This is a genomic window from Aeromonas sp. (genome assembly GCF_051657805.1).
GTDB lineage: Bacteria > Pseudomonadota > Gammaproteobacteria > Enterobacterales > Aeromonadaceae > Aeromonas.
The window spans coordinates 19646-41306 of record NZ_JBOFLJ010000059.1 but is presented as its reverse complement, the minus strand read 5'-3'; the positions used below and the strand labels follow the sequence as shown (position 1 = coordinate 41306).

The following is a 21661-nucleotide window of genomic DNA, read 5'->3' as shown; positions in this document are numbered from 1 at the left end:
TGGCTCCTTAAGCGCTGATCCGGGATGGCTGTTCCAGTGCATCGACCCGGGATACGTCCACCAGCTTATTCAGCTGGCTCCACAACTGCTGGATGGGACGCTCCGACTCGACAGTAACCGTGATCCGCAGCTGTTGGCAATCCTGCTCCATATGCAGGGCATTGAGGGCGAAGCCGCGGTGGCGGACCACCCGCAGCACCCGTTCCATCACTTCGGGTCTAGGCTGGGCGTGGATATGCAAGGTGTGCTGGTGCTGACTGTGCTGGTTCATGGGCGTTGCTCCATCATCTTGTGGTTCGCGACTCCCGGGGGGACCAGGGGCCAGACGTTTTCTTCCTCTGAAATCGCCACATGCAGCAGGTAGGCGCTCTCGCTCGCCAGCAGACGATCCAGGGCACCGGCTATCTGCTCCTTGCATGTGATGGTCTCGCCCGGGATGCCGAAGGCGGCGGCCAGGGCGACGAAGTCGGGGTTGTCGGAGAGTATGGTCTCGCTGTAGCGGCCATCGAAGAACAGCTCCTGCCACTGGCGCACCATGCCGAGACGCTGATTGTCCAGCAGCACCATCTTCACCTTGAGTTGGGCGCGGCGAATGGTGCCGAGCTCCTGCACATTCATCATGAAGGAGCCGTCGCCGCTCACCAGCACCGCTTCATCCTCCGGGCGCGACATCTTGGCGCCGATGGCGGCGGGCAGGCCGAACCCCATGGTGCCGAGACCGGCGCTGGAGAGGTGGTTGCGCGGACTGGTGAAGCGCATGTGCTGGGCCACCCACATCTGGTGCTGGCCCACGTCGCAGGCCACCACGCTGCTCTCGGGCAGACGAGAAGAAAGCTCTTTGAGCAGGGCCGGGGCATAGATGGCCTGGCCCGGGTGGTCGTAGCGAAACGCGTATTCCCTGGCCATGGCGGCGCAGTGCTCCCGCCAGGGAGTTATGTCGAGAGCCATGGCGAGCGCGGGCAGCACCAGGGTCAGATCCGTGGTGATTCCTACCTCGGCGGTGCGGCGCTTGCCGAACTCGGCGGCGTCCACGTCCAGATGGATCACCTTGGCGTGGGGAGCGAACTCGTCCAGCTTGCCGGTCACCCGATCATCGAAACGGGCCCCCACCACCAGCAGCAGATCGCACTGCTGCACCGCGTAATTCGCGGCCTTGGTGCCGTGCATGCCGAGCATGCCCAGATAAACGGCGCTGTCGGGATCCAGCGCCCCTATACCCTTGAGGGTGGTGACCGCCGGCATGCCGGTGGTGGCGGCGAAGTCACGTAACTCAGCCTCCGCATTGGCCATGCCCACCCCGCCACCGACGTAGAGCACGGGGCGTTCGGCGGCATCCAGCAGGGTGCGGGCAACCGTCAATTCCGACGGGTTGAGCGCCTGCGGCTCCTCCACCGCGAACAGCGGGCTCAGCTTCGGTACGGCGGCCAACTGCACATCTTTGGGCAGATCGATGAGCACGGGGCCGGGACGGCCCGAGGTGGCGATGACGAAGGCTTCCGCCAGCACCTGCCCCAGATCCGCCGCATCCGTGACCATGAAGGAGTGCTTGGTACAGGAGAGGGACATGCCGAGCACGTCGACCTCCTGGAAGGCATCGGTGCCCACGGCGGCGCAGGGCACCTGACCGCTGATGGCCACCAGGGGGACGGAGTCCAGCAGCGCCTCCGCCAGCCCGGTCACCAGGTTGGTGGCGCCCGGACCCGAGGTGGCAATGCAGACCCCCACCTGGCCGGAGGCACGGGCATAACCCACGGCGGCCATGGCAGCCCCCTGCTCGTGGCGGCAGAGCTGATGGGCCAGGCCACCGTCATACAGGGCGTCGTAGACCGGCATGATGGCCCCGCCCGGGTAGCCAAACACCTGGGTCACACCCTGTTTCTTGAGAGCCTGTACCAAAAACTGCGCGCCGTTCATGTGGAAAATCCTGTCCTTTGGTCGAAAAAAAACCCCCGGGCCGTGAGGCTCGGGGGTCGCTTGTTTTCGTTCTGTCCGGTGGTGGGTCTATCCCTTGTTCCGTGCAGCTAAACGAGCCCCGAGCGGTGAGATAATAATCACCACTAGGACCACAATAATGCTGACGAAACGGGAGGCCATGTTCATAGTTACAACCGGAAATCCTGTGAAATTGGGCGGTTCTTACCGCGAATGGCTATTAGAACTAGCACGGTGATTTTCATTGGGCAAGCACTTTTTACCTGACAAGACTCTGTATAAACGCAAGCCCAGTGCCCATTACTGGAACAAAAAACTAATAAAAAACGGTTAACCAGCATATACATCAAACCAAGGACGGGATTTATGTCATTAGCTGTGGTTTATAGCCGTGCCAGCCTGGGCATCTCTGCCCCTCAGGTGACGGTGGAGGTCCACCTCTCCAACGGCCTGCCCGCCTTCAACATGGTGGGGCTGCCGGAAACCTCGGTGAAGGAGTCCCGGGACAGGGTGCGCAGCGCCCTGCTCAACGGCAACTTCGAGTTTCCGAGCAAACACATCACGGTCAACCTGGCCCCCGCCGATCTGCCCAAGGAGGGGGGCCGTTTCGATCTGGCCATCGCCATCGGTATTCTCGCCGCTTCCAAGCAGATACCTGCAAAATATCTGCTCGATCACGAATTTTTAGGGGAGCTCGCCCTGACCGGCGAGATCCGCCCCGTGCTCGGGGTACTGCCCGCAGTGCTCGCCTGCCGGGATGCGGGGCGCACCCTGCTGGTACCGCGGGAGAATGGCCAGGAGGCCTCTCTCATCCAGGATGCCGAGGTGCGCACCGCCCACCAGCTGCTGGCGGTCACCGCCTGGCTGGCGGGCCAGTATGAGCTGCCTCTGCCCGAGCTCCAGAGCACGGAGATCTTGCCCGATATCCCGGATCTGCAGGATGTGATCGGCCAGTCCCAGGCCAAGCGGGCGCTGGAGATCGCCGCCGCTGGCAGCCACAACCTGCTGTTCATCGGCCCGCCAGGCACAGGCAAGAGCATGCTGGCGAGCCGCTTGCCCGGCATCTTGCCGCCGCTGAGCGAGCAGGAGGCGCAGCAGACCGCCGCCATCCACTCCATCGGCGGCCTGACCCCGCGGGCCGGTCACTGGCACCACAGGCCCTATCGCACGCCCCATCACAGCGCCTCCGCCGTGGCCCTGGTGGGCGGTGGCAGCCACCCCAGGCCAGGGGAGATCTCCCTCGCCCACAATGGCGTGTTGTTCCTGGACGAGTTGCCGGAGTTCGAGCGCAAGGTGCTGGACGCCCTGCGCGAACCCCTGGAGACCGGCCATATCACCATCAGCCGGGCCGCCCGTAAGGTGGATTTTCCCGCCCGTTTCCAGCTCATCGGCGCCATGAATCCCAGCCCCTGCGGCCATTACGGGGACGGCCAGACCCGCTCCAGCCCGGATCAGATCCTGCGCTACCTCGGCAAGCTCTCCGGCCCCTTCCTCGACCGCTTCGATCTGACGGTGGAGGTGCCGCTGCTGCCCAAGGGCAGCCTCACCGGCAAGGCGGAGCGCGGCGAATCGAGCCGGCAGGTCCGCGAGCGGGTGCTGGGGGCGAGAGCGCGCATGCTGGCCCGCGGTGGAAAGTTCAACAACCTGCTGGATAGCCGTGAAATCGATGTCGTTTGCCGATTATCGCCACAGAACGCCGAATTTCTGGAGAACGCCATCCAGCGGCTCGGCCTCAGCATACGGGCCTGGCACCGCATACTGCGGGTGTCCCGCACCATAGCTGATCTGGCGGGGCGGCCCGATATCGGCAAGGAACACCTGATCGAGGCCCTCGGTTACCGGGCCATGGACAGGCTGCTCTCCCGGCTGCGCAGCGGCTGAGCGAGAGGATGTCATGACGGCAAGGGCCTCGTTCGAGATGGACCCTGCATGGTTTAACGGGCCAGCGGCTGATAATATGGGCACAGATCTGACCACTTGCTGGTCATCCACAGACAAGAAACGGACCCGACTCATGGCCAACAAGCTGATAGAGGGGCTGCGCGGCAGCCTCTCGACCCTGCTCTATTTCCTCAACACTCTGTTCTGGTTTGTCCCCATACTGCTGCTGGGCCTGCTCAAGCTGCTGCTGCCCCTCAAGGGGTGGCGCACCCTGTGCAACGCGCTGCTGGACGGCAGCGCTGGCTGCTGGATAGGTTTCAACAATCTGATCCAGAAAGTCATCATCAGAACCCCCTTTGAGGTGGTCGGAGTGGACAAAGGGAGCCGGAATGAGTGGTATATGGTCATCGCCAACCATCAATCCTGGGTCGACATACTGGTATTGCAGCGGATTTTTAATCAGAAAATCCCCTTCCTGAAGTTTTTCCTCAAGAAAGAACTGATTTGGGTACCTTTTCTCGGCCTGGCCTGGTGGGCGCTGGATTTCCCCTTCATGCGGCGTTATTCCCGTAAATTTCTGGAAAAACACCCCCATCTGAAGGGAAAAGACATAGAAACTACCCGCAAGGCCTGTGCCAAGTTCCGCCATATTCCGGTGAGTGTGATGAACTTCGTGGAGGGCACCCGCTTCACCGCCCGCAAGCATGACAAACAGGCCGCCCCCTACCGTCACCTGCTGCATCCGAGGGCCGGCGGGGTCGCCTTTACCCTGGCGGCCATGGGGGATCAACTGCACAAGCTGGTGGATGTCACCATCGCCTATCCGGGCGGCATCCCCAGTTACTGGGACTTCATGTGCGGTCGAGTCAGGGAGATCAAGGTTCGGGTCCGCTTCTTGCCGATCGAACGCAATCTGGTGGGGGATTACTTCAATGACCCCGAGTTCCAACAAGAGTTTCAGCAGTGGTTGAACGGGATCTGGCATGAGAAGGACCTGACCCTGAACCAGCTGCTGGCGAACGAGACGCCCTAAAGGACGCCATGCTAAGCCTGCTCCCCGGCCCCCTGGTGCTGCTCATCAGCGCCGGCCTGACCATTTTGTTCACCGCCCTGTGCGCCAGCCTGATCCTGCTGGTCTCCCTGGCGAAACTGCTGCTGCCCATTCCGGCCTTCGGCCGCGCCTGCAGCCGCCTCAACAACCGTTTCATGCGCCTGTGGCTGGCCTGCAATGCCCTGGTGATCCGCCTCACCACCCGCATCCAGTGGCAGGTGGAGGACGACACCCGGCTGCGCAAGGATGGCTGGTACCTCATCGTCAGCAACCACATGAGCTGGACCGACATAGTGGTGCTGGGTCACCTGTTCCGGGACAGGCTGCCGGTGCCCAAGTTCTTCATGAAGCACGAGCTCATCTACATCCCCCTGCTGGGGCTCGCCTGCTGGGGGCTGGACATGCCCTTCATGCGCCGCTATTCACGGTCGTTCCTGCTGAAAAACCCTCACCTGAGAGGTAAAGACATCGAAACGACTCGCAGCGCCTGTGAGAAATTCCGCCACATCCCGACCACAGTCATCAACTTCGTGGAGGGCACCCGATTTACCGAGCCCAAGCGGGATGCGGTGCACTCCCCCTATCGCCACCTGATGCCCCCCAAGGCGGCGGGGCTCGCCTTCACACTGGCGGCCATGGGGGATCAGTTCGACAGCCTGATCAACGTCACCATCAGCTATCCGGACAACATGGAGACGCCGTTCAAGGACTTCCTGATGGGGCGGATGAAGCGCATTCGGGTGCGCATCGAGGAGCTGCCGGTGGACGAGCAGCTGGTGGGGGATTACTTCAACGACAAGCAGTTCAAGCGCGGTTTCCAGCAGTGGCTGAACCAGCGCTGGCAGGAAAAAGATCGGGTGCTGAGCCAGTGGCAGGGAGCAGAGGCCACTCAGGCCGAGCCTGCCCCCGCGCCCAAGGCGGTGGCAGACGAGAGCGCCGAGGCCAACTCGGGCAGCTGATCCTCCGAGAAGACGCGGATACCGTGGCGGCGCAACAGGGCCGTGGTCTTGCCCGCCCCCGTCACCGAGATCCCCTCGAAGCGGCCGTTGTAGATGCGGCCGCTGCCACAGGAGGGGCTCCCTTCTTTGAGCAGGGCGAAGCGAATGCCCTGAGCCTGGCAGAGTTGCAACGCCAGTTCGGCGCCGCGATCGAACTCGGCCGTCACATCCAGCCCGCTCTCTGTCAGCACCCGCTCACCCTGGCGCTCGGCCGGGGGGCGCGGGGTCGGCAGGCCGCCCGCCACCTCGGGGCAGAACGAGAGCACCCGCCCCTCGGCCCCCAGGGCCGCCAGCCAGTCGCTGACGATGCCCTTGCTCTGGCCGTCGTAACGCACCGGCTGCCCCAGCAAACAGGCGCTCACCAATACCCTCTGCACACCCGCCTCACTCATGCTTTGACTCCCTGTTTGCCGATAGGATAGCCACTTACCCGATCACCATAACGCCATGCAGCCGGGTTTGGCGGATAGACATTCGACCACTGTAGTCGGCACACCTTCATGCCTCAGCCCCGTTCATCACCTGATCGAACATCACGCAGCTGGGATTCTCCAGCCGATAGAGGATGGCGGGGCGCTGCTTGCCGGTGCGCTTGCGGCCGGTATCCACCAGGACGTCGGCACGGTGGATGCGCTTGCGAAAGGCCGCCGTGTTCATGGGGGTCTGCAGAATGATTTCGAAGGCGCGCTGCACCTCGGAGAGGGTGAACTCGCTCCCCAGCAGTTGCAGCGGCAGCGTGCTGTAGCGGCTCTTGATCCTGAGTCGTTCCAGTCCCTTGGCGATGAGCTGGACATGGTCGAAGGCGAGGCCCAGCCCCGGCAGGGCCGAGAGCGGGTGCCAGCAACCGTGCACCGCCTCCACCTCGGGCTCCACCAGACAGAGATAGACCAGGGTGGTGGACCAGCCGCGGGGATCCCGCTCCAGATTGCCGAGGGTACACACCTGCTCGCTGTAGCAGTCCCCCAGGCCCCACTCCGTCAGCAGGCGATGGCGGGCAGCGTCCAGATCCCGGTCGCGGGTCTCGTCGATGCGCAGGGCAGGCAGTTGCCAGCATTGGGCAAAGGGGGGGCGATCGCGGGTCTCGAGGAGCAGCTCGAGCCGCTCCTCGTTCAGCCGCAGCACCACCATATCCAGACTCATTCTCGGCATCTCGGTCGACCTGCTCGCCTTCTAATAATGTTTGGTAGATAATATCACAAGAATATTATGTGCAGGAGCCACCCATGGGAATCGTCGCCAGCCTGGATATTGATGCGCAGAAGGGATTCAGCCCCCTCTGCCCGAACGAACTGCCCGTCGCGGGCGGGGATGAGATAGCGGCTGCGCTCAACGCCCAGGCGGCCCTCGCCAGCCTGCGAGCCGGCAGCAAGGATGCCCACCCCCGCAACGCCGCCTGGGTCGTGACCGATCCCGCCGGCATGTTGCTGCCCCTGGACTTACCGAACGCCGACCTCACCTGGCCGGCCCACTGCGTACCGGGCACCCCGGGCTTCGAGCTGCTGGACGGCCTGCCCGCCCCCATCGACTACGACTTCTTCATCTGGAAGGGGGTCGAGCCGGATCTGCATCCCTACGGCGCCTGCTTCCACGATCTGGCGGAGCGACGCAGCACCGGGCTCATCGAGTTCCTGCTGGCTCGCGACGTCGATACCGTGCTGGTCGGCGGCCTGGCCACCGACTACTGCGTCAAGACCAGCGTGCTGCAGCTGCGCCGCGCCGGCTTCAGGGTCATCGTCCACCTCGACGCCTGCCGTGGCATAGCCCCCGAGACGGTCGCCCAGGCCCGCACCCAGATGATCGAGGCCGGGGCCGAGCTGGCCCAGACCCTGACCCATGTACAACAGCTGCTGGATGCCTGATATGCCTTCCATTCGCCACTGCCCATCCGATACCGGCGCCCGCGAGCTACCCATGCAGCAGGGGAGCGATACCGTTCGCTCCCGCCTGCGAGGAGTCTGATATGCCTCCCATTCTCAACAGCCTGCTCGACACCGATGCCTACAAGCTGCACATGCAGCAGGCGGTGTTCCATCGCTACCCCGATGCCGAGGTGGTAGCCGAGTTCCACAGCCGCAACGAGGAAGATCTGCTGCCCATGATGGGGGAGATCGAGGAGCAGCTGCGCCTCGCCGGCTCATTGCGGCTCACCAGGCCCGAGCTCAACTTCCTGGCAGAGCGTCCCTTCTTTACCGCCGACTACCTGGACCACCTGCGCAGAAAGCCGCTGGATGCCTCATTGTTGCGGGTATTCGAGCAAGATGGCCGTATCAACGTGCGGGTCGAAGGCCCCTGGCAGGACGTTATCCTGTGGGAGATCCCGGTGCTCGCCATCATCAGCGAGATGCGCAACCGCTTCCGCTATCCCCAGTTCGGGGTGAGCCTGGCCCTGACCCGGCTGGATCAGAAGATAGACAAGCTGGAGCGGACCCTGAGCCCGGCGGAGATGAAGGAGTTCAACCTCATCGACTTCGGCACCCGTCGCCGTTTCTCCCACGCGGTGCAAGATGCCGTGGTGGGTCGCCTCAAGGAACGGCTGCCGGCGTTTCGCGGCACCAGCAACTACCAGCTGGCCCAGAAGTACGGGCTGCCGGCAGTAGGCACCCAGGCCCACGAGTGGTTCCAGGCCCACCAGCAGCTCGGCTTCCCGCTGGAGCACAGCCAGCGCGCCGCCCTCATCAGCTGGCTGGACGAATTCACCAACCACCTCGGCATCGCCCTGACCGATTGCATCACCATGGATGCCTTCCTGCGGGACTTCGACTTCGAGCTGGCCAGCCGCTATCAGGGGCTGCGCCACGACTCCGGCGATCCCGTGGTGTGGGGGGAGAAGGCCATCAGCCACTACCAGCGCCTCGGCATCGACCCCACCGAGAAGACGCTGGTGTTCTCCGATGGCCTCAACTTGGACAAGGCGGTGGAGCTGTTCCGTCACTTCCGCGGCCGCATCAACACCAGCTTCGGCATCGGCACCAAGCTCACCTGCGATCTGCCGGGAGTCAGCCCCATGAACATCGTGTTCAAGCTGATGGAGTGCAATGGCGGCCCGGTCGCCAAGATCTCCGACAGCCCGGGCAAGACCCTCTGCCGGGACGCGGACTTCATCCGCAACCTCAAGCAGGCCTTCCACGTCGGCGTCTGATCCCCGATAAACAAAAAGCCCGCCGGTTTGCACCGGCGGGCTTTTTTCATGGGCTCAGTCTGGATCAGTCTTTCTTGGCCAGCAGGAATTTCACCAGCTGGTTGAACTGCTCCTGGGAGGTGATGGATTCAATCTTCACCATGTACTTGCCGTTGACCAGGAAGGCCGGCACACCGCGCACGTTGTAGGTCTCGGTGTTGCGATCGAACTGGGAGACCATGCCGGAGACGGCGAAGCTGTCGACGGCGCCGTCGAACTCTTCGGCCGGCACACCGTTATCCACGAAGATCTGCTTCACGTCGGCACGGCTCTGCGGGATCTGGCGCTGGGTATGGATCTTGTCGAAGATGGCCGGGGTCAGCTTGCCTTCCACGTTCAGCAGGTTGGCGACCGCATAGGCGCGCTGCATCTCGGGACCCATTTCGCGGCCGAGGAAGGCCACAGGGTTCTTCTTCATGGGCACGCCTTCCGGCAGGTTCTTCTTCAGATCCTCGGCGATCGGTTCGAACTTGGCGCAGTGCGGGCAGAAGTAGGAGAAGAACTCCAGCACTTCCGGCTGGGCGCTGCCGGTCTGGGTGACCACGTCATAGTTGACGCCTTCCTTGAATTGCGGGGCGGCGTGAACCATGGGGATCATCAGCATGGCAGCGAGGAAAAATAGTACTTTTTTCATGACGTTTCCTGTTAAGGGATCACAGTGAGGCACGCCCGGCGAACCGAAGCAGTCCAAGCCTATTGCGTCCCCCCGCCAACGTCAATGGCAAAGGCACGCCGGCGGGCCGCCCCTCCCCATCCGTTGGCAGGGCAAAGAACCTCACCAATTCGGCATCAGGCTGAGCGGCGGCGCCTTGAGGGCCTCCAGCTGATCGTGCAGGGTCGCTATCTGCTGGCGCCAGTAGTGATCGCTGTTGAACCAGGGGAAGTGACGGGGGAAGGCCGGATCCTCCCAGCGCCGGGCCAGCCAGGCCATGTAGTGGACGATGCGCATGGCCCGCAGCGGCTCGATCAAGGCCAACTCCCTCGGGTCGAACTCCATGAACTCCTCATACCCCGCCAGCAGGGTGTCGAGCTGGATCTGCTGCTCGTTGCGATCCCCGGACAGCAGCATCCAGAGATCCTGGACGGCGGGGCCGGTGCGACAGTCGTCCAGATCCACGAACATGGGGCCGTCGCGCCACAGTATGTTTCCCGGGTGGCAATCCCCGTGCAGGGAGATCTGGGCCACGTCCAGGGTCATGGCGTCGCACACGTGGCGGATCAGCTCGTCCAGCACCCCGTAAAACTGCTTGGCCAGTCCGCTCGGCACCCACTCGCCGGATGCCAGCAGCTGGCGCGGCTCGTGCAGCATGGTCTCCACGTCCAGCCGGACGCGATGGTGGAAGGGGTGGCTGGCCCCGACCCTGTGGATGCGGCCGAGGTAGCGCCCCACCCACTCCAGCTGATCCAGGTTGTCCACCTCGAACTGGCGACCGCCGACGCTCTGCCAGATGGCGAAGGGGTAACCCTGATGCTCCAGCAGGGTCTCGCCGGCGAAGGCGAGCGGTGCCGCCACCGGTATCTCCTCATCGTTGAGGCGGGCGGCGAACGCGTGTTCCTCCAGGATCTGGGCCCGATCCCAGCGGCCGGGGCGATAGAACTTCACCACGTAGCGGCGACGATCCTCGTCCTGAAACTGGTAGACCCGGTTCTCGTAGCTGTTGAGCTCGATGAGGCCGGAGTCGATGCGCAGGCCGCTGAGATCGATGGCATCCATGATGAGATCGGGATTGAGGTCGGAATAGTTGAAACGCATGTCATCCACCATGAGAAAGGGGCGCTGTTGCGCCCCATACTATCACCACTCCCCCCATAGCGGGTTGTGCATCATAACCGGCTGATAAACTTGCTGGCCTGGCGCAAGGAGCCCTTGCTGTCGTCCTCTGCGGTCCCCTCTCGCTTCAGCACGAACTGGATGTCCAGGGTGGGCCGCTTCAGGTTGAAGGGATCCACCGCCAGGCTCACCGGCAGGGTGTAGATCTCGCCCGGTTTCAGGGTCACCTCCCGCGGGCCGAACCACTGATACTCAGGCAAGCCTTCCACATCCAGCCGATAGCGCTGGGACTGCAGGGTCTTGTTGAGGATCTTCAGGGTATAGGTGTTCTCGATGAGCCCCTCGCTGTTCTCCCGGAACAGCTGGTTGCGATCCCGCAGGATATCGAGCCCCATGGGCATGATGGACATGGCGTTGTAGACGAAGACCCCCAGCATGATCACCATCACCAGGCCATAACCGAGCAGCTTGGGCCGCGCCACCTTGGTGTTGTGGTGGGCCAGCTTGTGCTCGGTGGTGTAGCTGATGAGCCCCTTGGGGTAACCCATCCTGTCCATGGTCTGGTCACAGGCGTCGACGCAGGCACCGCAGTTGATGCACTCGTACTGCAGGCCATCGCGGATGTCGATGCCGGTCGGACAGACCTGGACGCAGAGATCACAGTCGATGCAGTCCCCCAGCCCCAGCGCCTTGGGATCCGCCTTGCGGGAGCGGGCTCCCCGGGTTTCGCCACGCAGGGTGTCATAGCCGACGATATAGGTGTCCTTGTCGAACATGGCGGACTGGAAGCGGGCATAGGGGCACATGTGGATACACATGATGGCGCGCATCCAGCCGGCGTTGCCGTAGGTGCAGGCGGCGAAGAAGAGCACCCAGAAGATGACCCAGCCGCCCGCGGCCAGGGTGAAGAACTCGGGCACCAGCCGGTACACATCCTGGAAGTAGGCGACGAAGGTGAGGCCGGTGCCGAGGGACAGCAGGATCCAGGCCAGGTGCTTGGTGCCCTTGCGGGCCAGCTTCTCCCCACTCCAGGGGGCGGCATCCAGCTTGCGGCGCTTGTTGGCCGACCCTTCCAGCTTCTCCTCGAACCAGATGAACATGAAGGTCCACACCGTCTGCGGGCAGAGATAGCCGCACCAGACCCGGCCGAGGAAGGTGGTCACGAAGAAGAGGGCGAAGGCGGCGATCATGAAGACCCAGGCCAGCAGGGTCAGGTCCTGCGGCCAGATGGTGGCGCCGAAGATGTGGAACTGCTGGTGTTCGAGATCGAACAGCACCGCCTGACGGCCGTCGTAGCGCAGCCAGGGCAGGGCGACGAAGAGGGCGACGAAGAACCAGCCCATGACCTTGCGCACGCGCTGCCAGTAGCCGGTCTGGGACCTCACATAGATGCGGTTGCCGGGGTTGAACCTGTCATCACCGGCCTTGAACGTGTGGGGATTGAAGGTCCCGGTGACATCGCCGGTGACATCCTTGATATCGATCTTGTCGGCCATTACAACACATCGCTCCACTCATATTGTTATGAAGCCGATTATATCTTAAACAACCTGCTAATTGTGTGGGTTAAATGTATCTATAGTTCGAGTCCCGTCGCAATTTCAGATAACAAAAAAGGCCCATCGTCAGTTGACTGATGGACCTTATTCAGGGCCTCTTTTGAAAACCATCAAGCTTCCAGCAGGAGCAGGCTTTACTTGATGCCGCGGGCCTTGAGCAGGGCTTCCTTGAAGTCGGGCACATGATCCTTGGCAAGCCCCGGGATCATCGCCTGCTTGTCGGACTCGCGCATCTTGAGGTGGTAGATCAGCATGTCGTCGGTCAGATCGGACAGGGCTCCGTCATAACCGGCCTCCGCCGCCAACTTGGCGATGAACTGCACCAGGCTCAGATCCTGCTCCTTGATCCAGGCGGGTTGCAGCAGCTCCAGCAGCTCTTCGATACGATGACATTGCATAGACGACCTCTTTAAATCTGTCTTGTGAAACTCAGGCAACCTTACCCATCAAGGCTACTTCGATACGATCCCGCCCATTATGCTTGGCCTGATACAGCGCCGCATCCGCTTTTTGGACAAGCTCGGCCATGGAGAGGCTCTGATCCGGCACCAGGGTCGCCACCCCGAAGCTGCAACTGACCCGACCGGAGACCAGCGACTTGTGGTGGGGGATGTTCAGGGCGCGCAGGGCGGCGCGCACCTGCTCGGCGATCTGGACCGCCCCCTGCTGGCTGGTACAGGGTAGCAGCAGGGCAAACTCCTCACCGCCGTAACGGGCCGCGAGATCGTCCTCCCGCCTCAGCACCTCCGCCAGCAGGCAGCCCACCTGCTGCAGGCACTCATCCCCCAACTGATGGCCGTAGTGATCGTTGAACTGCTTGAAGTAGTCCACGTCCACCAGCACCAGGGAGAGGGGCGCCCGCGCCCGATGGCAGCGGCGCCAGGCCCGGGCCAGGCTGTCGTCCAGGTGAGCCCGGTTGGCGATGCCGGTCAGCCCGTCGAGGCGGGAGGTGAGTCTGAGGTGTTCGGAGACCGCCTTGAGCTCGGCCACCAGATCCGCATTGGAGAAGCGGTGATAGAGGGTGGCGATCTGATCCCGCCGCAAGCGGCGCAACAGGGTCGGCAGGAAGACAAACAGGTAGCCCGCCAGCATGCAGGAGACGATGCGCTCCTGCTCGTTGCCACCGCTCAGCTCGAACAGCATGGCGAACCCCAGTGGCAGCACGGCCCCATAGAGGGTGCGGCGACTGCCAAACAACATGATGGCGCTGCCGGTGAGGATCAGGCTGGAGAGCATCAGCATGGCGGCACGGTAAGTGTCGGGGAGCTTGTCCATGTAGAGCAGCACCCCGAGCGCCCAGACGATGGAGGTGATGGTGGCCCCGATGAAGAGCTCCCGCTCCAGCATCGGCAAGGGCAGTTGCATCAGGCGGGTGCGTCGCCAGCGCAGGTGCCACCAGCGCACCAGCAACAGCAGGCTGACCAGCCCCAGCCAGCCCAGCGCCTCCGCGGCCGGCAGGTAGTCGTGAAACAGCAGGCTCCAGCCAACCGCCAGCAGCGCCAGACAAGGCTGGCTGAATGAGGCATTGGCATAGAGCTGGCCCATGATGGCCTGCTGCACCTGACGTGTGACGCTCTGGGTCAACGGCTTGCTCCCTGTACACTAGCCGACCAGTCTACCACTGCCCCTTCAATGCCAACAATCAATCGCCCGCTATTAAGCTGCGACTCAGCCCGGCAGTCATGCCGGGCTCATCGGATACAGATCGCCTGCCAGCTCCCCCCCCCTCAGCCCCGCTCCAATTCGTCCAGGATAGGGCACTCAGGGCTCGCATCCCCGTGGCAGCAACCCACCACCTCCTCGAGGGAGGCCAACATGGCCTGCAGGCCGGCGATGCGGGCTCGCAGATCGACGATCTTCTCCTGAGCCAGCTTTTTGACCTGGGCGCTGGTCCTGTGCTCATCCCGATAGAGCGCCAGCAACTCCTGGCACTCCTCCAGATTGAAGCCGGTCTCCCGTGCCCGCTTGACGAAGCGAAGCTCCCGCAGGGCCCCGTCGCTGTAGCTGCGGTAGCCGTTGTCGCTGCGCACCGGTGCCGAGATGAGGCCGATGCTCTCGTAGTAGCGGATGGTCTTGGCGGTCAGTCCCGTCGCCTTGGCAACCTTGCTGATGTTCATGCGTGCCTCCTTAAACGTGCGAATGAGTGCTGACATGGGAACCCGCCTTGGGCTGCCAGCGTTTCAATAACAAAGAGTTGCTGAGTACAGTGATGCTGCTCAGGGCCATGGCCGCCCCCGCCAGCTCGGGGCTGAGGTAGCCCAGCGCCGCCAGCGGTATGCCGATGATGTTGAACACGAAGGCCCAGAACAGGTTCTGCTGTATGGTACGCCAGGTCGCCGCCGAGATGTCGATGGCGTCCGCCACCAGCCGCGGGTCGGATCGCATAAGCGTGATGGAGGCCGTCTCCATCGCCACATCCGAGCCCGAGCCCATGGCGATCCCCACGTCCGCCGCCGCCAGGGCCGGCGCGTCGTTCACTCCGTCCCCCACCATGGCCACCAGGCCATCGACCTGGCTGCGCAGCGCCTCGACCTTCTCCACCTTGCCCGCAGGCAGCACGGAGTCGAAGGCCCCGTCCAGCCCCAGCTTGGCGGCGATGTGGGCCACGGGTGCCGGCGCATCGCCGCTCACCAGCCAACTGGCGATGCCACGCTGTCGCAGGGTAGCGATGGCGTCCGGGCTCTCGGGCCTAAGGGTGTCCGCCAGGGCGGCGATGCCGACAGCAACGCCGTCGATGGCGACCCAGACCCGGGTCGCCCCGTCCTTGTCCGCATCCGGTTCGGCTTGGGTCAGCACGGAAATGCCGAGCCCGGCCAGCAGGGAGGGGTTGCCGATGGCCACCTCGTGACCCGCCACCTTGCCGAGGATGCCAGCGCCGACGCGCACCTCCACGGCTTCCGGTTGGGGCAACTCTGCCCCAGTCACCGCCTCCCGCATGGCCAGCGCCAGCGGGTGTTCGCTCGCCTGTTGCAGGGCGGCGGCCAGACGCAGCTGCTCATCGTTGCCGCTCCAGCTCGCCAGCACAGGTTTGCCTTGGGTCAGGGTACCTGTCTTGTCGAAGATCAGCGCCTTGATGCCGTGAGCCTTCTGCAGGGTATCCACGTCCTTGATCAGGATGCCGTGACGGGCCGCCACCCCGGTACCGGTGACGATGGCGGCCGGCGTGGCCAGTCCGAGGGCACAGGGGCAGGCGATGACCAGCACGGCCACCGCCGCCAGCAGGGCCTGACCGAAGTCGTTGGTGATGGCGTACCACACCAGCAGGGTAAACAGGGCGATGACCATCACCACAGGCACGAACACGGCGGAGACCTTGTCCACCAGCTGCTGCAGCGGGGCCTTGCCCATCTGGGCGTTTTCCACCAGGGCGATGATCTTGCTGAGGCTGGAATCTTCCCCCACTGTCGTGGCTTCGATCTCCAGCACGCCGGAGCGGTTGATGGCCCCCCCCAGCACGTTGTCACCCGGGGTGCGCAGCACCGGCAGGCTCTCGCCGGTGAGGATGGACTCATCCAGTTCGCTCTCGCCGCTCACTATCTTGCCATCCACCGGCACCCGCTCACCGACCAGCACCCGCAGCCTGTCGCCGCGCAGCACCTCGTCGACGGAGAGGCTCTGCCACTCCCCCCCGCGCCAGACGGTGGCACTCTCGGGGCGCAGGGCCATCAGCTCGCGAATGGCGGACTGGGTGCTGCGTCTCGCGCGAGCCTCCAGCAATTTACCGAGCGAGATCAGGGTGATGATGATGGCGCTCGCCTCGAAGTAGAGCTTGCCGCTGGCGGCCATCCCCAGGGTCGCCAACAGATAGAGGCTGTAGAAGTAGGCGGCGCTGGTACCGGTGGCCACCAGCACGTCCATATTGGCGGAGCGGTTCTTGATGGCGAGCCAGGCGCCACGATAGAAGCGGGCCCCGATCCAGAACTGCACCGGGGTGGCCAGCACCAGCTCCAACCAGGCCGGCAGATGCCAGGGCAGCAGCCCCGCCATGGCCAGCATCCCCACCAGCAGCGGCAGGGTCAGCAAGGCCGAGATGCTGACCTGGATCAGCGCCTTGTGGGCGGCGGCGGATTCCTGCTCCTCCCGGGCGAGCAGTTGCTGACGGCGCGCGCTGGCGCTCCCCTGTGCCAGTTGTGCACCGAAGCCCAGAGCTTCAATCTGCTCGCGCAACGAGGCCGGGGTCTGGGCGCCGGGCACTAGGGTGATGCGGGCCTGCTCCAGAGAGAAGTTAACGTCTGCCGTGATGACCCCAGGCAGCGCGCTCAGCATCTTGCTGAGCCGAGCCGAGCAACCGGCGCAGGTCATGCCGGTAATTTGAAACAACAGGGTCTCTTCGCCGTACTCGTAACCCTGGGACTTGATGCTCTCCAGCACCGCCGGCAGCTGGGCAGCCTGGCTCAGCTCGATGGCCGCCTGCTCCAGCGCGAAGTTGACGGTGGCGTCGACTCCGTCGAGTTTATTGAGAGCGGTGGTGATCCGGCTGGCGCAGTTGGCACAGCTCATGCCGCTGATGGGAAGTTGAATGTGCATGGTCATAACGATGCTCCTCAAATCTGACCATCAAACATTAACCTTTACTGTAAGGGTAAGCTCAAGCACCTGTCCGAACTTTTTTGTGCAAATAAAATACGGCGCCTTTTGGCGCCGCATTTTCGTTCCTGTCGGCCCATGTCGATCTTCGCTTGAACCAGGCAAAGAACGGGACCCCAGGGCATCAGATACCGTACTGGGCGCGATAGGCCTTCATGGCCGCTAGCTGCTCCGCCAGTTCGGGGCGCTCTGCCTGCTGCTCCTCCAGATAGGCGATGAGATCCGCCATCTGGATGATGGCGATGATGTGGGCACCGTAGTCGCGCTCCACTTCCTGGATGGCGGAGAGTTCCCCCTTGCCCTTCTCCTGACGGTCCAGGGCGATCAGCACCCCGGCCAGGGAGGCGCCGTTGGCCTGGATCAGATCCATGGACTCGCGGATGGCGGTGCCAGCCGTGATGACGTCGTCCACCAGCATGATGCGTCCCTTGAGGGGGCTGCCCACCAGGTTGCCGCCCTCCCCGTGATCCTTGGCCTCCTTGCGGTTGAAGCACCAGGGCACATCCACGTCGTGCTGCTCCACCAGCTGCACCGCGGTGGCGGAGGCGATGGGGATCCCCTTGTAGGCCGGGCCAAACAGCACGTCGAATGCTATGCCCGCATCCATCAGGGCGGCGGCATAGAAGCGGCCGAGGCGGGCCAGGTCGCGACCGCTGTTGAACAGGCCGGCGTTGAAGAAGTAGGGGCTCTTGCGGCCGGATTTCAGGGTGAACTCACCGAATTTGAGGACCTGCTTCTCCAGGGCGAACTCGATAAATTGACGCTGGTAGGCTTTCATTCTGGCTCCTTGCTTGGCTTGTCTTTCACTTGTGTGGGGGTATAAAAAAACGCGGTCAATGCCGCGTTTTTCAAAACAGAAATCAGGAGAGCGACTGCTTCTGCAGCGCTATGATATCGGCGATACCGTCCTTGGCGAGCGCCAGCATGGCCAGCAGCTCCTCATGGGTGAAGGGCTCGGCCTCCGCGGTGCCCTGCACCTCTATGATGCGACCGTCGTCGGTCATCACCACGTTCATGTCGGTCTCGGCGGCGGAATCTTCGATGTACTCCAGATCGCAGATGGCTTCCCCTTCGAACATGCCGACGGAGACGGCGGCGATCATCTGCTTGAGCGGGCTCTGCTTGAGCATGCCCTTCTCCACCATCCAGTTCAGCGCATCCACCAGGGCCACACAGGCACCGGTGATGGCGGCGGTACGGGTGCCGCCGTCGGCCTGCAGCACGTCGCAATCCACTGTGATGGAATGCTCACCCAGGGCGGTCAGGTCCACGGCGGCGCGCAGGGAACGGGCGATCAGGCGGGAGATCTCCAGGGTGCGACCACTCTGCTTGCCGGCGGCCGCTTCGCGGTTCATGCGCGAATGGGTGGAGCGCGGCAGCATGCCGTACTCGGCGGTGACCCAGCCCTGACCCTTGCCCTTCAGGAAACGCGGCACGCTGGTGTCGACGCTGGCGGTGCACAGCACCCGGGTGTTGCCGAATTCCACCAGTACTGAGCCTTCGGCATGCTTGGTGAAGTGGCGGGTGATGGTAACCGGGCGCACTTGCGCGGCACTGCGATCGCTGGGACGTGGCATGGAATGGACCTCTGGGCTGGCTGAATTGGCGCAGGAGTATAAGTGATCCCAGCCCAAATATCAGCCGCTAAAACCGAGGCTGCGGCTGACGGGGGGAGCCCGGCTGGGTATACTGGCCCCACACTTCATCAAGCCCGGAACAATCAATGATTCACAGCATGACCGCCTACGCCCGCAAGGAACTCAAGGGCGATTGGGGCACAGCCGTTTGGGAAATTCGTTCGGTCAACCAGCGCTATCTGGAGACCTACATCCGGCTGCCGGAGCAGCTGCGCAGCCTGGAGCCGGTCCTGCGTGAGCGTTTCCGTGCCAAGCTGCAGCGCGGCAAGGTGGAGTGCAACCTGCGTTTCGAGGCCGCCCAGGCCGCCGCCAGCCAGCTGCACATCAATGAAGAGCTGGCCAAGCTCATCATCGACAGCGCTAGCTGGGTGATGAAAGAGGCCGGTCAGGGTCAACTCAACCCGGTGGACGTGCTGCGCTGGCCCGGCGTCATGGCCGCCGCCGAGCAGGACATGGACCTGGTCGCCACCGAGCTGATGAGCGGCTTCGACCTGACCCTCGACGACTTCCTCGCCTCCCGCGCCAGCGAAGGGGCCAACCTCAAGGCCCTGATCGAACAGCGCCTCGACGGCATCCAGGTGGAAGTGAAGAAGGTGCGCGTGCACCTCCCCCAGATCATCGAGTGGCAGCGCCAGAAGCTCACCGACCGCCTGGCCGAGGCCAAGGTGGAGCTGGATCCCGCCCGCATCGAGCAGGAGATCGTGCTGCTGGCCCAGAAGATCGACGTGGCCGAAGAGCTGGATCGCCTGGAGATGCACATCGGCGAGACCATCAAGATCATGAAGAAGGGGGGCGCCTGCGGCCGCCGTCTCGACTTCATGATGCAGGAGTTCAACCGCGAATCGAACACGCTCGGCTCCAAGTCCATCAACGCCGAGGTGACCCAGTCCGCCGTCGAGCTGAAGGTCCTCATCGAGCAGATGCGCGAGCAGATCCAGAATATCGAGTGATCGAAATCTGCTGCTGAGCCATTGAAAAAGCCCTTGTTAACAAGGGCTTTTTTGTCTGTTTTGAACGGGCGGCTTGTCGCCGCGATATGAGTTCAGCCGCCGAGCAGGAAGCCGGACTTCTCTTTCGCTGGTTGAGGTGCGGCCTTCAGCGCCGCGGCCAGATCCTGCGCCTCCTCGCACTGGCCGCACAGCTCCTGCAGGATCTGCAGCTGCTGCCGGGCCTTCTCGCGCTCGCCGTTTTGCAGATAAGCCTCTCCCAGGTATTCGTGGGCCCCACGGTGTTTCGGGTCTATTGCCAGCGCCTTGTCGTAATAGGGGAAGGCCTGCGCCAACCGACCCGACTTGCGGGCCACATAGCCGGACCAGTTCCAGACGTCGGCCGAGTTCGCCGCATCCTGGCGCAGATCCCGCAGCAGTGCCTCGGCCTGCTGCCACTGCTGCGCCTTCACCAGCTGTTCGACCCGCTGCAGCTTCTGCTGGGTCATGGACCCGCCACTGCTCCCTCCACCACCACTGCCTCCTCCGCTGCTACCGCCGCCCCCCGCCGCCAGTGCCAACCCGCTTATGAGACAGAGGGCAACCGCCAACACTCGTTTCCTGGCTTTCATGGCTCGCCTCCCCAAGTTTGGTATCAGGATCCCACCTACTAGGTTAGACCCCTCTTCGCTCTGAACAGCGGCACGCTTCTGCCGATGGATGGGCTGGGATAGAGAGCGGGGTGATGGATGGGAGGGGCGGGATAGCGGCGGGCGCCATATGACTGGCATGGCACCTGGAGAGGAGGGTGGCGGGAAGGCAGGCGGGGCCGGCAGTGGGCCGGCCCTCGGATTCAGTCATTTTCCAGGCTGGCGAGGCAGTGGGACAGGGTGCGGGCCAGGGCCCCCTGATTGCGCAGCACCACGGCGCGGGCCTGTTCCCCCATCTCGCGCCTGGCACCCTCGTCCGTCAGCAGGGCGCTGACCCTGTCACCGAGCTCGGCGCCATCCGCCACCAGGGCGGCTCCCCCCTGATCCAGCAGTTGGCGGGTGATGTCGCTGAAGTTGAAGTAGGCGGGGCCGGTCAGGCAGGGCTTGCCGAGCGCCGCCGGCTCCAGCAGGTTGTGGCCGCCGATGGGCACCAGGCTGCCACCGACAAACGCCAAGTCCGCCGCCGCCAGCATCAGCGGCAGCTCCCCCATGGTGTCGCCGAGGTAGACGCCATCGGTCGGCTTGAGCGGCTCTCCCTGCTGGCGGGTGCGCCGCACGCAGCCATAGGGGGCGCACAGCTCGGCTACCCGATCGAACCGCTCCGGGTGACGTGGTACCAGGATGAGCAAGGCCTGTGGATGATCCCGCTGCACCCGCGCGAAGGCGGCCAGCACCTGCTCATCCTCCCCCTGATGGGTGCTGGCGGCGATCCAGACCGGCCGCTCCTGCCCGAGCTGCTGGCGCAGGGCGCGGCCCCGGGTACTCACCTCGTCACCCAGCTGGATGTCGAACTTGATGGAGCCGGTCACCACCAGCCGCTCGCGGCCGATGCCTAGGCGATGGAAGCGATCCCCGTCGTCCTGATGCTGGCAGAGCAGGTGGCTCAGGGGTCGGCTCAGGGCATCGAAGGCCCCCTGGAAGCGGGCGTAGCGCTGGCAGGAGCGCTCCGACAGACGCGCGTTGAGTATGGTCACCGGTAGGTGGCGCGCCTCGCAGGCCGCCAGCCAGTTTGGCCACAGCTCGGTCTCCACCACCCAGAGGGCGCGGGGTTTGAAGGCGTTGAGAAAGCCCGCCACCGCCCAGGGGTAGTCGAGGGGAGCGTAGCGATGCACCACTAGCTCCCCGAGCTTCTCGGCCTGCTCGGCCCCGGTGCGGGTGGTGGTGGTGAGCAGTATGGGGAGATCCGGCCGCTCCGCCTTGAGGGCGCGGATGAAGGGGGTGATGGCGAGGGTCTCCCCCACACTCACCGCATGGATCCAGAGCGGCGCGTCCTGCTGCTCACTCAGGCGGGCACTGGCCGGGAAGCGGCCAAGGTGCTCGGCCCAGCGCGCACCGAAGCCCGGTTTGCCCTTCTTCGGCCGATAGAGGGCCAGCAGCGCCAGGGGCAGGCCCAGGTGGATCAGCAGGTTGTAGAGCAGCCGATAGATCATG

At 63.8% G+C, this 21661-nt stretch carries 21 protein-coding genes; 6 read left to right on the top strand and 15 right to left on the bottom strand.

Features of this window, described 5'->3' with window-relative positions; translation table 11 throughout:
* Nucleotides 1-7: 7 nt before the first annotated feature.
* Entirely contained in the window at nucleotides 8-271 is a 264-nt protein-coding gene (ilvM, locus tag ACRCYW_RS18165) for an acetolactate synthase 2 small subunit (RefSeq protein WP_438551418.1), read from the bottom strand.
* Complete coding sequence (gene ilvG / locus ACRCYW_RS18160) at nucleotides 268-1914, bottom strand: acetolactate synthase 2 catalytic subunit (RefSeq protein ID WP_438551417.1); 1647 nt, start codon at nucleotides 1912-1914, stop codon at nucleotides 268-270. Before ilvG ends, ilvM begins: the two co-directional genes overlap by 4 nt.
* 384 nt (nucleotides 1915-2298) lie before the next feature.
* Between ilvG and ACRCYW_RS18155 the strand changes: the two genes are divergently transcribed.
* From ACRCYW_RS18155 to ACRCYW_RS18145, 3 genes are all read left to right on the top strand, one after another.
* Nucleotides 2299-3813 (top strand): YifB family Mg chelatase-like AAA ATPase, encoded by a 1515-nt coding sequence (locus ACRCYW_RS18155; protein ID WP_438551416.1) that lies wholly within the window; start codon nucleotides 2299-2301, stop codon nucleotides 3811-3813.
* 133 nt (nucleotides 3814-3946) lie between these two features.
* Nucleotides 3947-4846 carry an acyltransferase gene (locus ACRCYW_RS18150; RefSeq protein ID WP_438551415.1) on the top strand — a complete coding sequence of 300 codons (900 nt, stop codon included), beginning with the start codon at nucleotides 3947-3949 and terminating at the stop codon, nucleotides 4844-4846.
* Between the two features lie 8 nt (nucleotides 4847-4854).
* Entirely contained in the window at nucleotides 4855-5823 is a 969-nt protein-coding gene (locus tag ACRCYW_RS18145) for an acyltransferase (RefSeq protein WP_438551414.1), read from the top strand.
* On the opposite strand, the gene ACRCYW_RS18140 is transcribed toward ACRCYW_RS18145, so the two are convergent.
* The gene (locus ACRCYW_RS18140) at nucleotides 5754-6254 is read right to left on the bottom strand and encodes a DUF523 domain-containing protein (RefSeq protein ID WP_438551413.1); all 501 of its coding nucleotides are present in this window, start codon (nucleotides 6252-6254) and stop codon (nucleotides 5754-5756) included. The genes ACRCYW_RS18145 and ACRCYW_RS18140 overlap by 70 nt on opposite strands.
* Before the next feature lie 106 nt (nucleotides 6255-6360).
* Nucleotides 6361-7011 carry an NUDIX hydrolase gene (locus ACRCYW_RS18135; RefSeq protein ID WP_438551412.1) on the bottom strand — a complete coding sequence of 217 codons (651 nt, stop codon included), beginning with the start codon at nucleotides 7009-7011 and terminating at the stop codon, nucleotides 6361-6363.
* Between the two features lie 74 nt (nucleotides 7012-7085).
* Between ACRCYW_RS18135 and ACRCYW_RS18130 the strand changes: the two genes are divergently transcribed.
* Both ACRCYW_RS18130 and pncB read left to right on the top strand, forming a co-directional pair.
* The gene (locus ACRCYW_RS18130; protein ID WP_438551411.1) at nucleotides 7086-7721 is read left to right on the top strand and encodes a nicotinamidase; all 636 of its coding nucleotides are present in this window, start codon (nucleotides 7086-7088) and stop codon (nucleotides 7719-7721) included.
* Nucleotides 7722-7822: 101 nt separating this feature from the next.
* The gene (gene pncB / locus ACRCYW_RS18125) at nucleotides 7823-9001 is read left to right on the top strand and encodes a nicotinate phosphoribosyltransferase (protein ID WP_438551410.1); all 1179 of its coding nucleotides are present in this window, start codon (nucleotides 7823-7825) and stop codon (nucleotides 8999-9001) included.
* Between the two features lie 64 nt (nucleotides 9002-9065).
* Here pncB and ACRCYW_RS18120 read toward each other — a convergent pair whose 3' ends face one another.
* The 9 genes from ACRCYW_RS18120 to rph form a co-directional block, all read right to left on the bottom strand.
* Nucleotides 9066-9674, bottom strand: coding sequence for a thiol:disulfide interchange protein DsbA/DsbL (locus tag ACRCYW_RS18120; protein WP_438551409.1), 609 nt, complete (start codon nucleotides 9672-9674; stop codon nucleotides 9066-9068).
* Nucleotides 9675-9815: 141 nt separating this feature from the next.
* Entirely contained in the window at nucleotides 9816-10805 is a 990-nt protein-coding gene (locus tag ACRCYW_RS18115) for a serine/threonine protein kinase (RefSeq protein WP_438551408.1), read from the bottom strand.
* A 59-nt stretch (nucleotides 10806-10864) separates the two neighbouring features.
* Complete coding sequence (gene ccoG, locus ACRCYW_RS18110) at nucleotides 10865-12307, bottom strand: cytochrome c oxidase accessory protein CcoG (protein ID WP_438551407.1); 1443 nt, start codon at nucleotides 12305-12307, stop codon at nucleotides 10865-10867.
* A 197-nt stretch (nucleotides 12308-12504) separates the two neighbouring features.
* A complete protein-coding gene (locus tag ACRCYW_RS18105) occupies nucleotides 12505-12768 on the bottom strand; it encodes a YihD family protein (RefSeq protein ID WP_024945520.1) in 264 nt (87 codons plus the stop codon).
* Nucleotides 12769-12799: 31 nt separating this feature from the next.
* Entirely contained in the window at nucleotides 12800-13954 is a 1155-nt protein-coding gene (locus ACRCYW_RS18100; RefSeq protein ID WP_438551406.1) for a GGDEF domain-containing protein, read from the bottom strand.
* 143 nt (nucleotides 13955-14097) lie between these two features.
* Entirely contained in the window at nucleotides 14098-14487 is a 390-nt protein-coding gene (gene cueR / locus ACRCYW_RS18095; protein WP_438551405.1) for a Cu(I)-responsive transcriptional regulator, read from the bottom strand.
* A gap of 10 nt (nucleotides 14488-14497) precedes the next feature.
* Entirely contained in the window at nucleotides 14498-16903 is a 2406-nt protein-coding gene (locus ACRCYW_RS18090) for a heavy metal translocating P-type ATPase (RefSeq protein WP_438551404.1), read from the bottom strand.
* A 178-nt stretch (nucleotides 16904-17081) separates the two neighbouring features.
* Nucleotides 17082-17735, bottom strand: coding sequence for an orotate phosphoribosyltransferase (gene pyrE, locus ACRCYW_RS18085; protein WP_438551403.1), 654 nt, complete (start codon nucleotides 17733-17735; stop codon nucleotides 17082-17084).
* Between the two features lie 82 nt (nucleotides 17736-17817).
* On the bottom strand, nucleotides 17818-18534 hold the full coding sequence (rph, locus tag ACRCYW_RS18080; RefSeq protein ID WP_438551402.1) for a ribonuclease PH: 717 nt from the start codon (nucleotides 18532-18534) through the stop codon (nucleotides 17818-17820).
* Between the two features lie 146 nt (nucleotides 18535-18680).
* Here rph and ACRCYW_RS18075 point away from each other — a divergent pair, with 146 nt between their 5' ends.
* Nucleotides 18681-19544, top strand: coding sequence for a YicC/YloC family endoribonuclease (locus ACRCYW_RS18075; RefSeq protein ID WP_438551401.1), 864 nt, complete (start codon nucleotides 18681-18683; stop codon nucleotides 19542-19544).
* A gap of 92 nt (nucleotides 19545-19636) precedes the next feature.
* On the opposite strand, the gene ACRCYW_RS18070 is transcribed toward ACRCYW_RS18075, so the two are convergent.
* Together ACRCYW_RS18070 and waaA are read right to left on the bottom strand one after the other, a co-directional pair.
* Nucleotides 19637-20029, bottom strand: coding sequence for a tetratricopeptide repeat protein (locus tag ACRCYW_RS18070; RefSeq protein ID WP_438551400.1), 393 nt, complete (start codon nucleotides 20027-20029; stop codon nucleotides 19637-19639).
* A gap of 344 nt (nucleotides 20030-20373) precedes the next feature.
* Complete coding sequence (gene waaA, locus ACRCYW_RS18065) at nucleotides 20374-21660, bottom strand: lipid IV(A) 3-deoxy-D-manno-octulosonic acid transferase (protein WP_438551399.1); 1287 nt, start codon at nucleotides 21658-21660, stop codon at nucleotides 20374-20376.
* Between the last annotated feature and the right edge of the window lies 1 nt (nucleotide 21661).

Coding starts and splice junctions, on each gene's coding strand:
- waaA (WP_438551399.1), bottom strand. CDS start 21,660: ATGATCTATCGGCTGCTCTACAACCTGCTGATCCACCTGGGCCTGCCC.
- rph (WP_438551402.1), bottom strand. CDS start 18,534: ATGCCACGTCCCAGCGATCGCAGTGCCGCGCAAGTGCGCCCGGTTACC.
- pncB (WP_438551410.1), top strand. CDS start 7,823: ATGCCTCCCATTCTCAACAGCCTGCTCGACACCGATGCCTACAAGCTG.
- ACRCYW_RS18075 (WP_438551401.1), top strand. CDS start 18,681: ATGATTCACAGCATGACCGCCTACGCCCGCAAGGAACTCAAGGGCGAT.
- ilvG (WP_438551417.1), bottom strand. CDS start 1,914: ATGAACGGCGCGCAGTTTTTGGTACAGGCTCTCAAGAAACAGGGTGTG.
- ACRCYW_RS18150 (WP_438551415.1), top strand. CDS start 3,947: ATGGCCAACAAGCTGATAGAGGGGCTGCGCGGCAGCCTCTCGACCCTG.
- ACRCYW_RS18155 (WP_438551416.1), top strand. CDS start 2,299: ATGTCATTAGCTGTGGTTTATAGCCGTGCCAGCCTGGGCATCTCTGCC.
- ilvM (WP_438551418.1), bottom strand. CDS start 271: ATGAACCAGCACAGTCAGCACCAGCACACCTTGCATATCCACGCCCAG.
- pyrE (WP_438551403.1), bottom strand. CDS start 17,735: ATGAAAGCCTACCAGCGTCAATTTATCGAGTTCGCCCTGGAGAAGCAG.
- ACRCYW_RS18090 (WP_438551404.1), bottom strand. CDS start 16,903: ATGACCATGCACATTCAACTTCCCATCAGCGGCATGAGCTGTGCCAAC.
- ACRCYW_RS18145 (WP_438551414.1), top strand. CDS start 4,855: ATGCTAAGCCTGCTCCCCGGCCCCCTGGTGCTGCTCATCAGCGCCGGC.
- ACRCYW_RS18120 (WP_438551409.1), bottom strand. CDS start 9,674: ATGAAAAAAGTACTATTTTTCCTCGCTGCCATGCTGATGATCCCCATG.
- ACRCYW_RS18115 (WP_438551408.1), bottom strand. CDS start 10,805: ATGGTGGATGACATGCGTTTCAACTATTCCGACCTCAATCCCGATCTC.
- ACRCYW_RS18140 (WP_438551413.1), bottom strand. CDS start 6,254: ATGAGTGAGGCGGGTGTGCAGAGGGTATTGGTGAGCGCCTGTTTGCTG.
- ACRCYW_RS18130 (WP_438551411.1), top strand. CDS start 7,086: ATGGGAATCGTCGCCAGCCTGGATATTGATGCGCAGAAGGGATTCAGC.
- cueR (WP_438551405.1), bottom strand. CDS start 14,487: ATGAACATCAGCAAGGTTGCCAAGGCGACGGGACTGACCGCCAAGACC.
- ACRCYW_RS18105 (WP_024945520.1), bottom strand. CDS start 12,768: ATGCAATGTCATCGTATCGAAGAGCTGCTGGAGCTGCTGCAACCCGCC.
- ccoG (WP_438551407.1), bottom strand. CDS start 12,307: ATGGCCGACAAGATCGATATCAAGGATGTCACCGGCGATGTCACCGGG.
- ACRCYW_RS18135 (WP_438551412.1), bottom strand. CDS start 7,011: ATGCCGAGAATGAGTCTGGATATGGTGGTGCTGCGGCTGAACGAGGAG.
- ACRCYW_RS18070 (WP_438551400.1), bottom strand. CDS start 20,029: ATGACCCAGCAGAAGCTGCAGCGGGTCGAACAGCTGGTGAAGGCGCAG.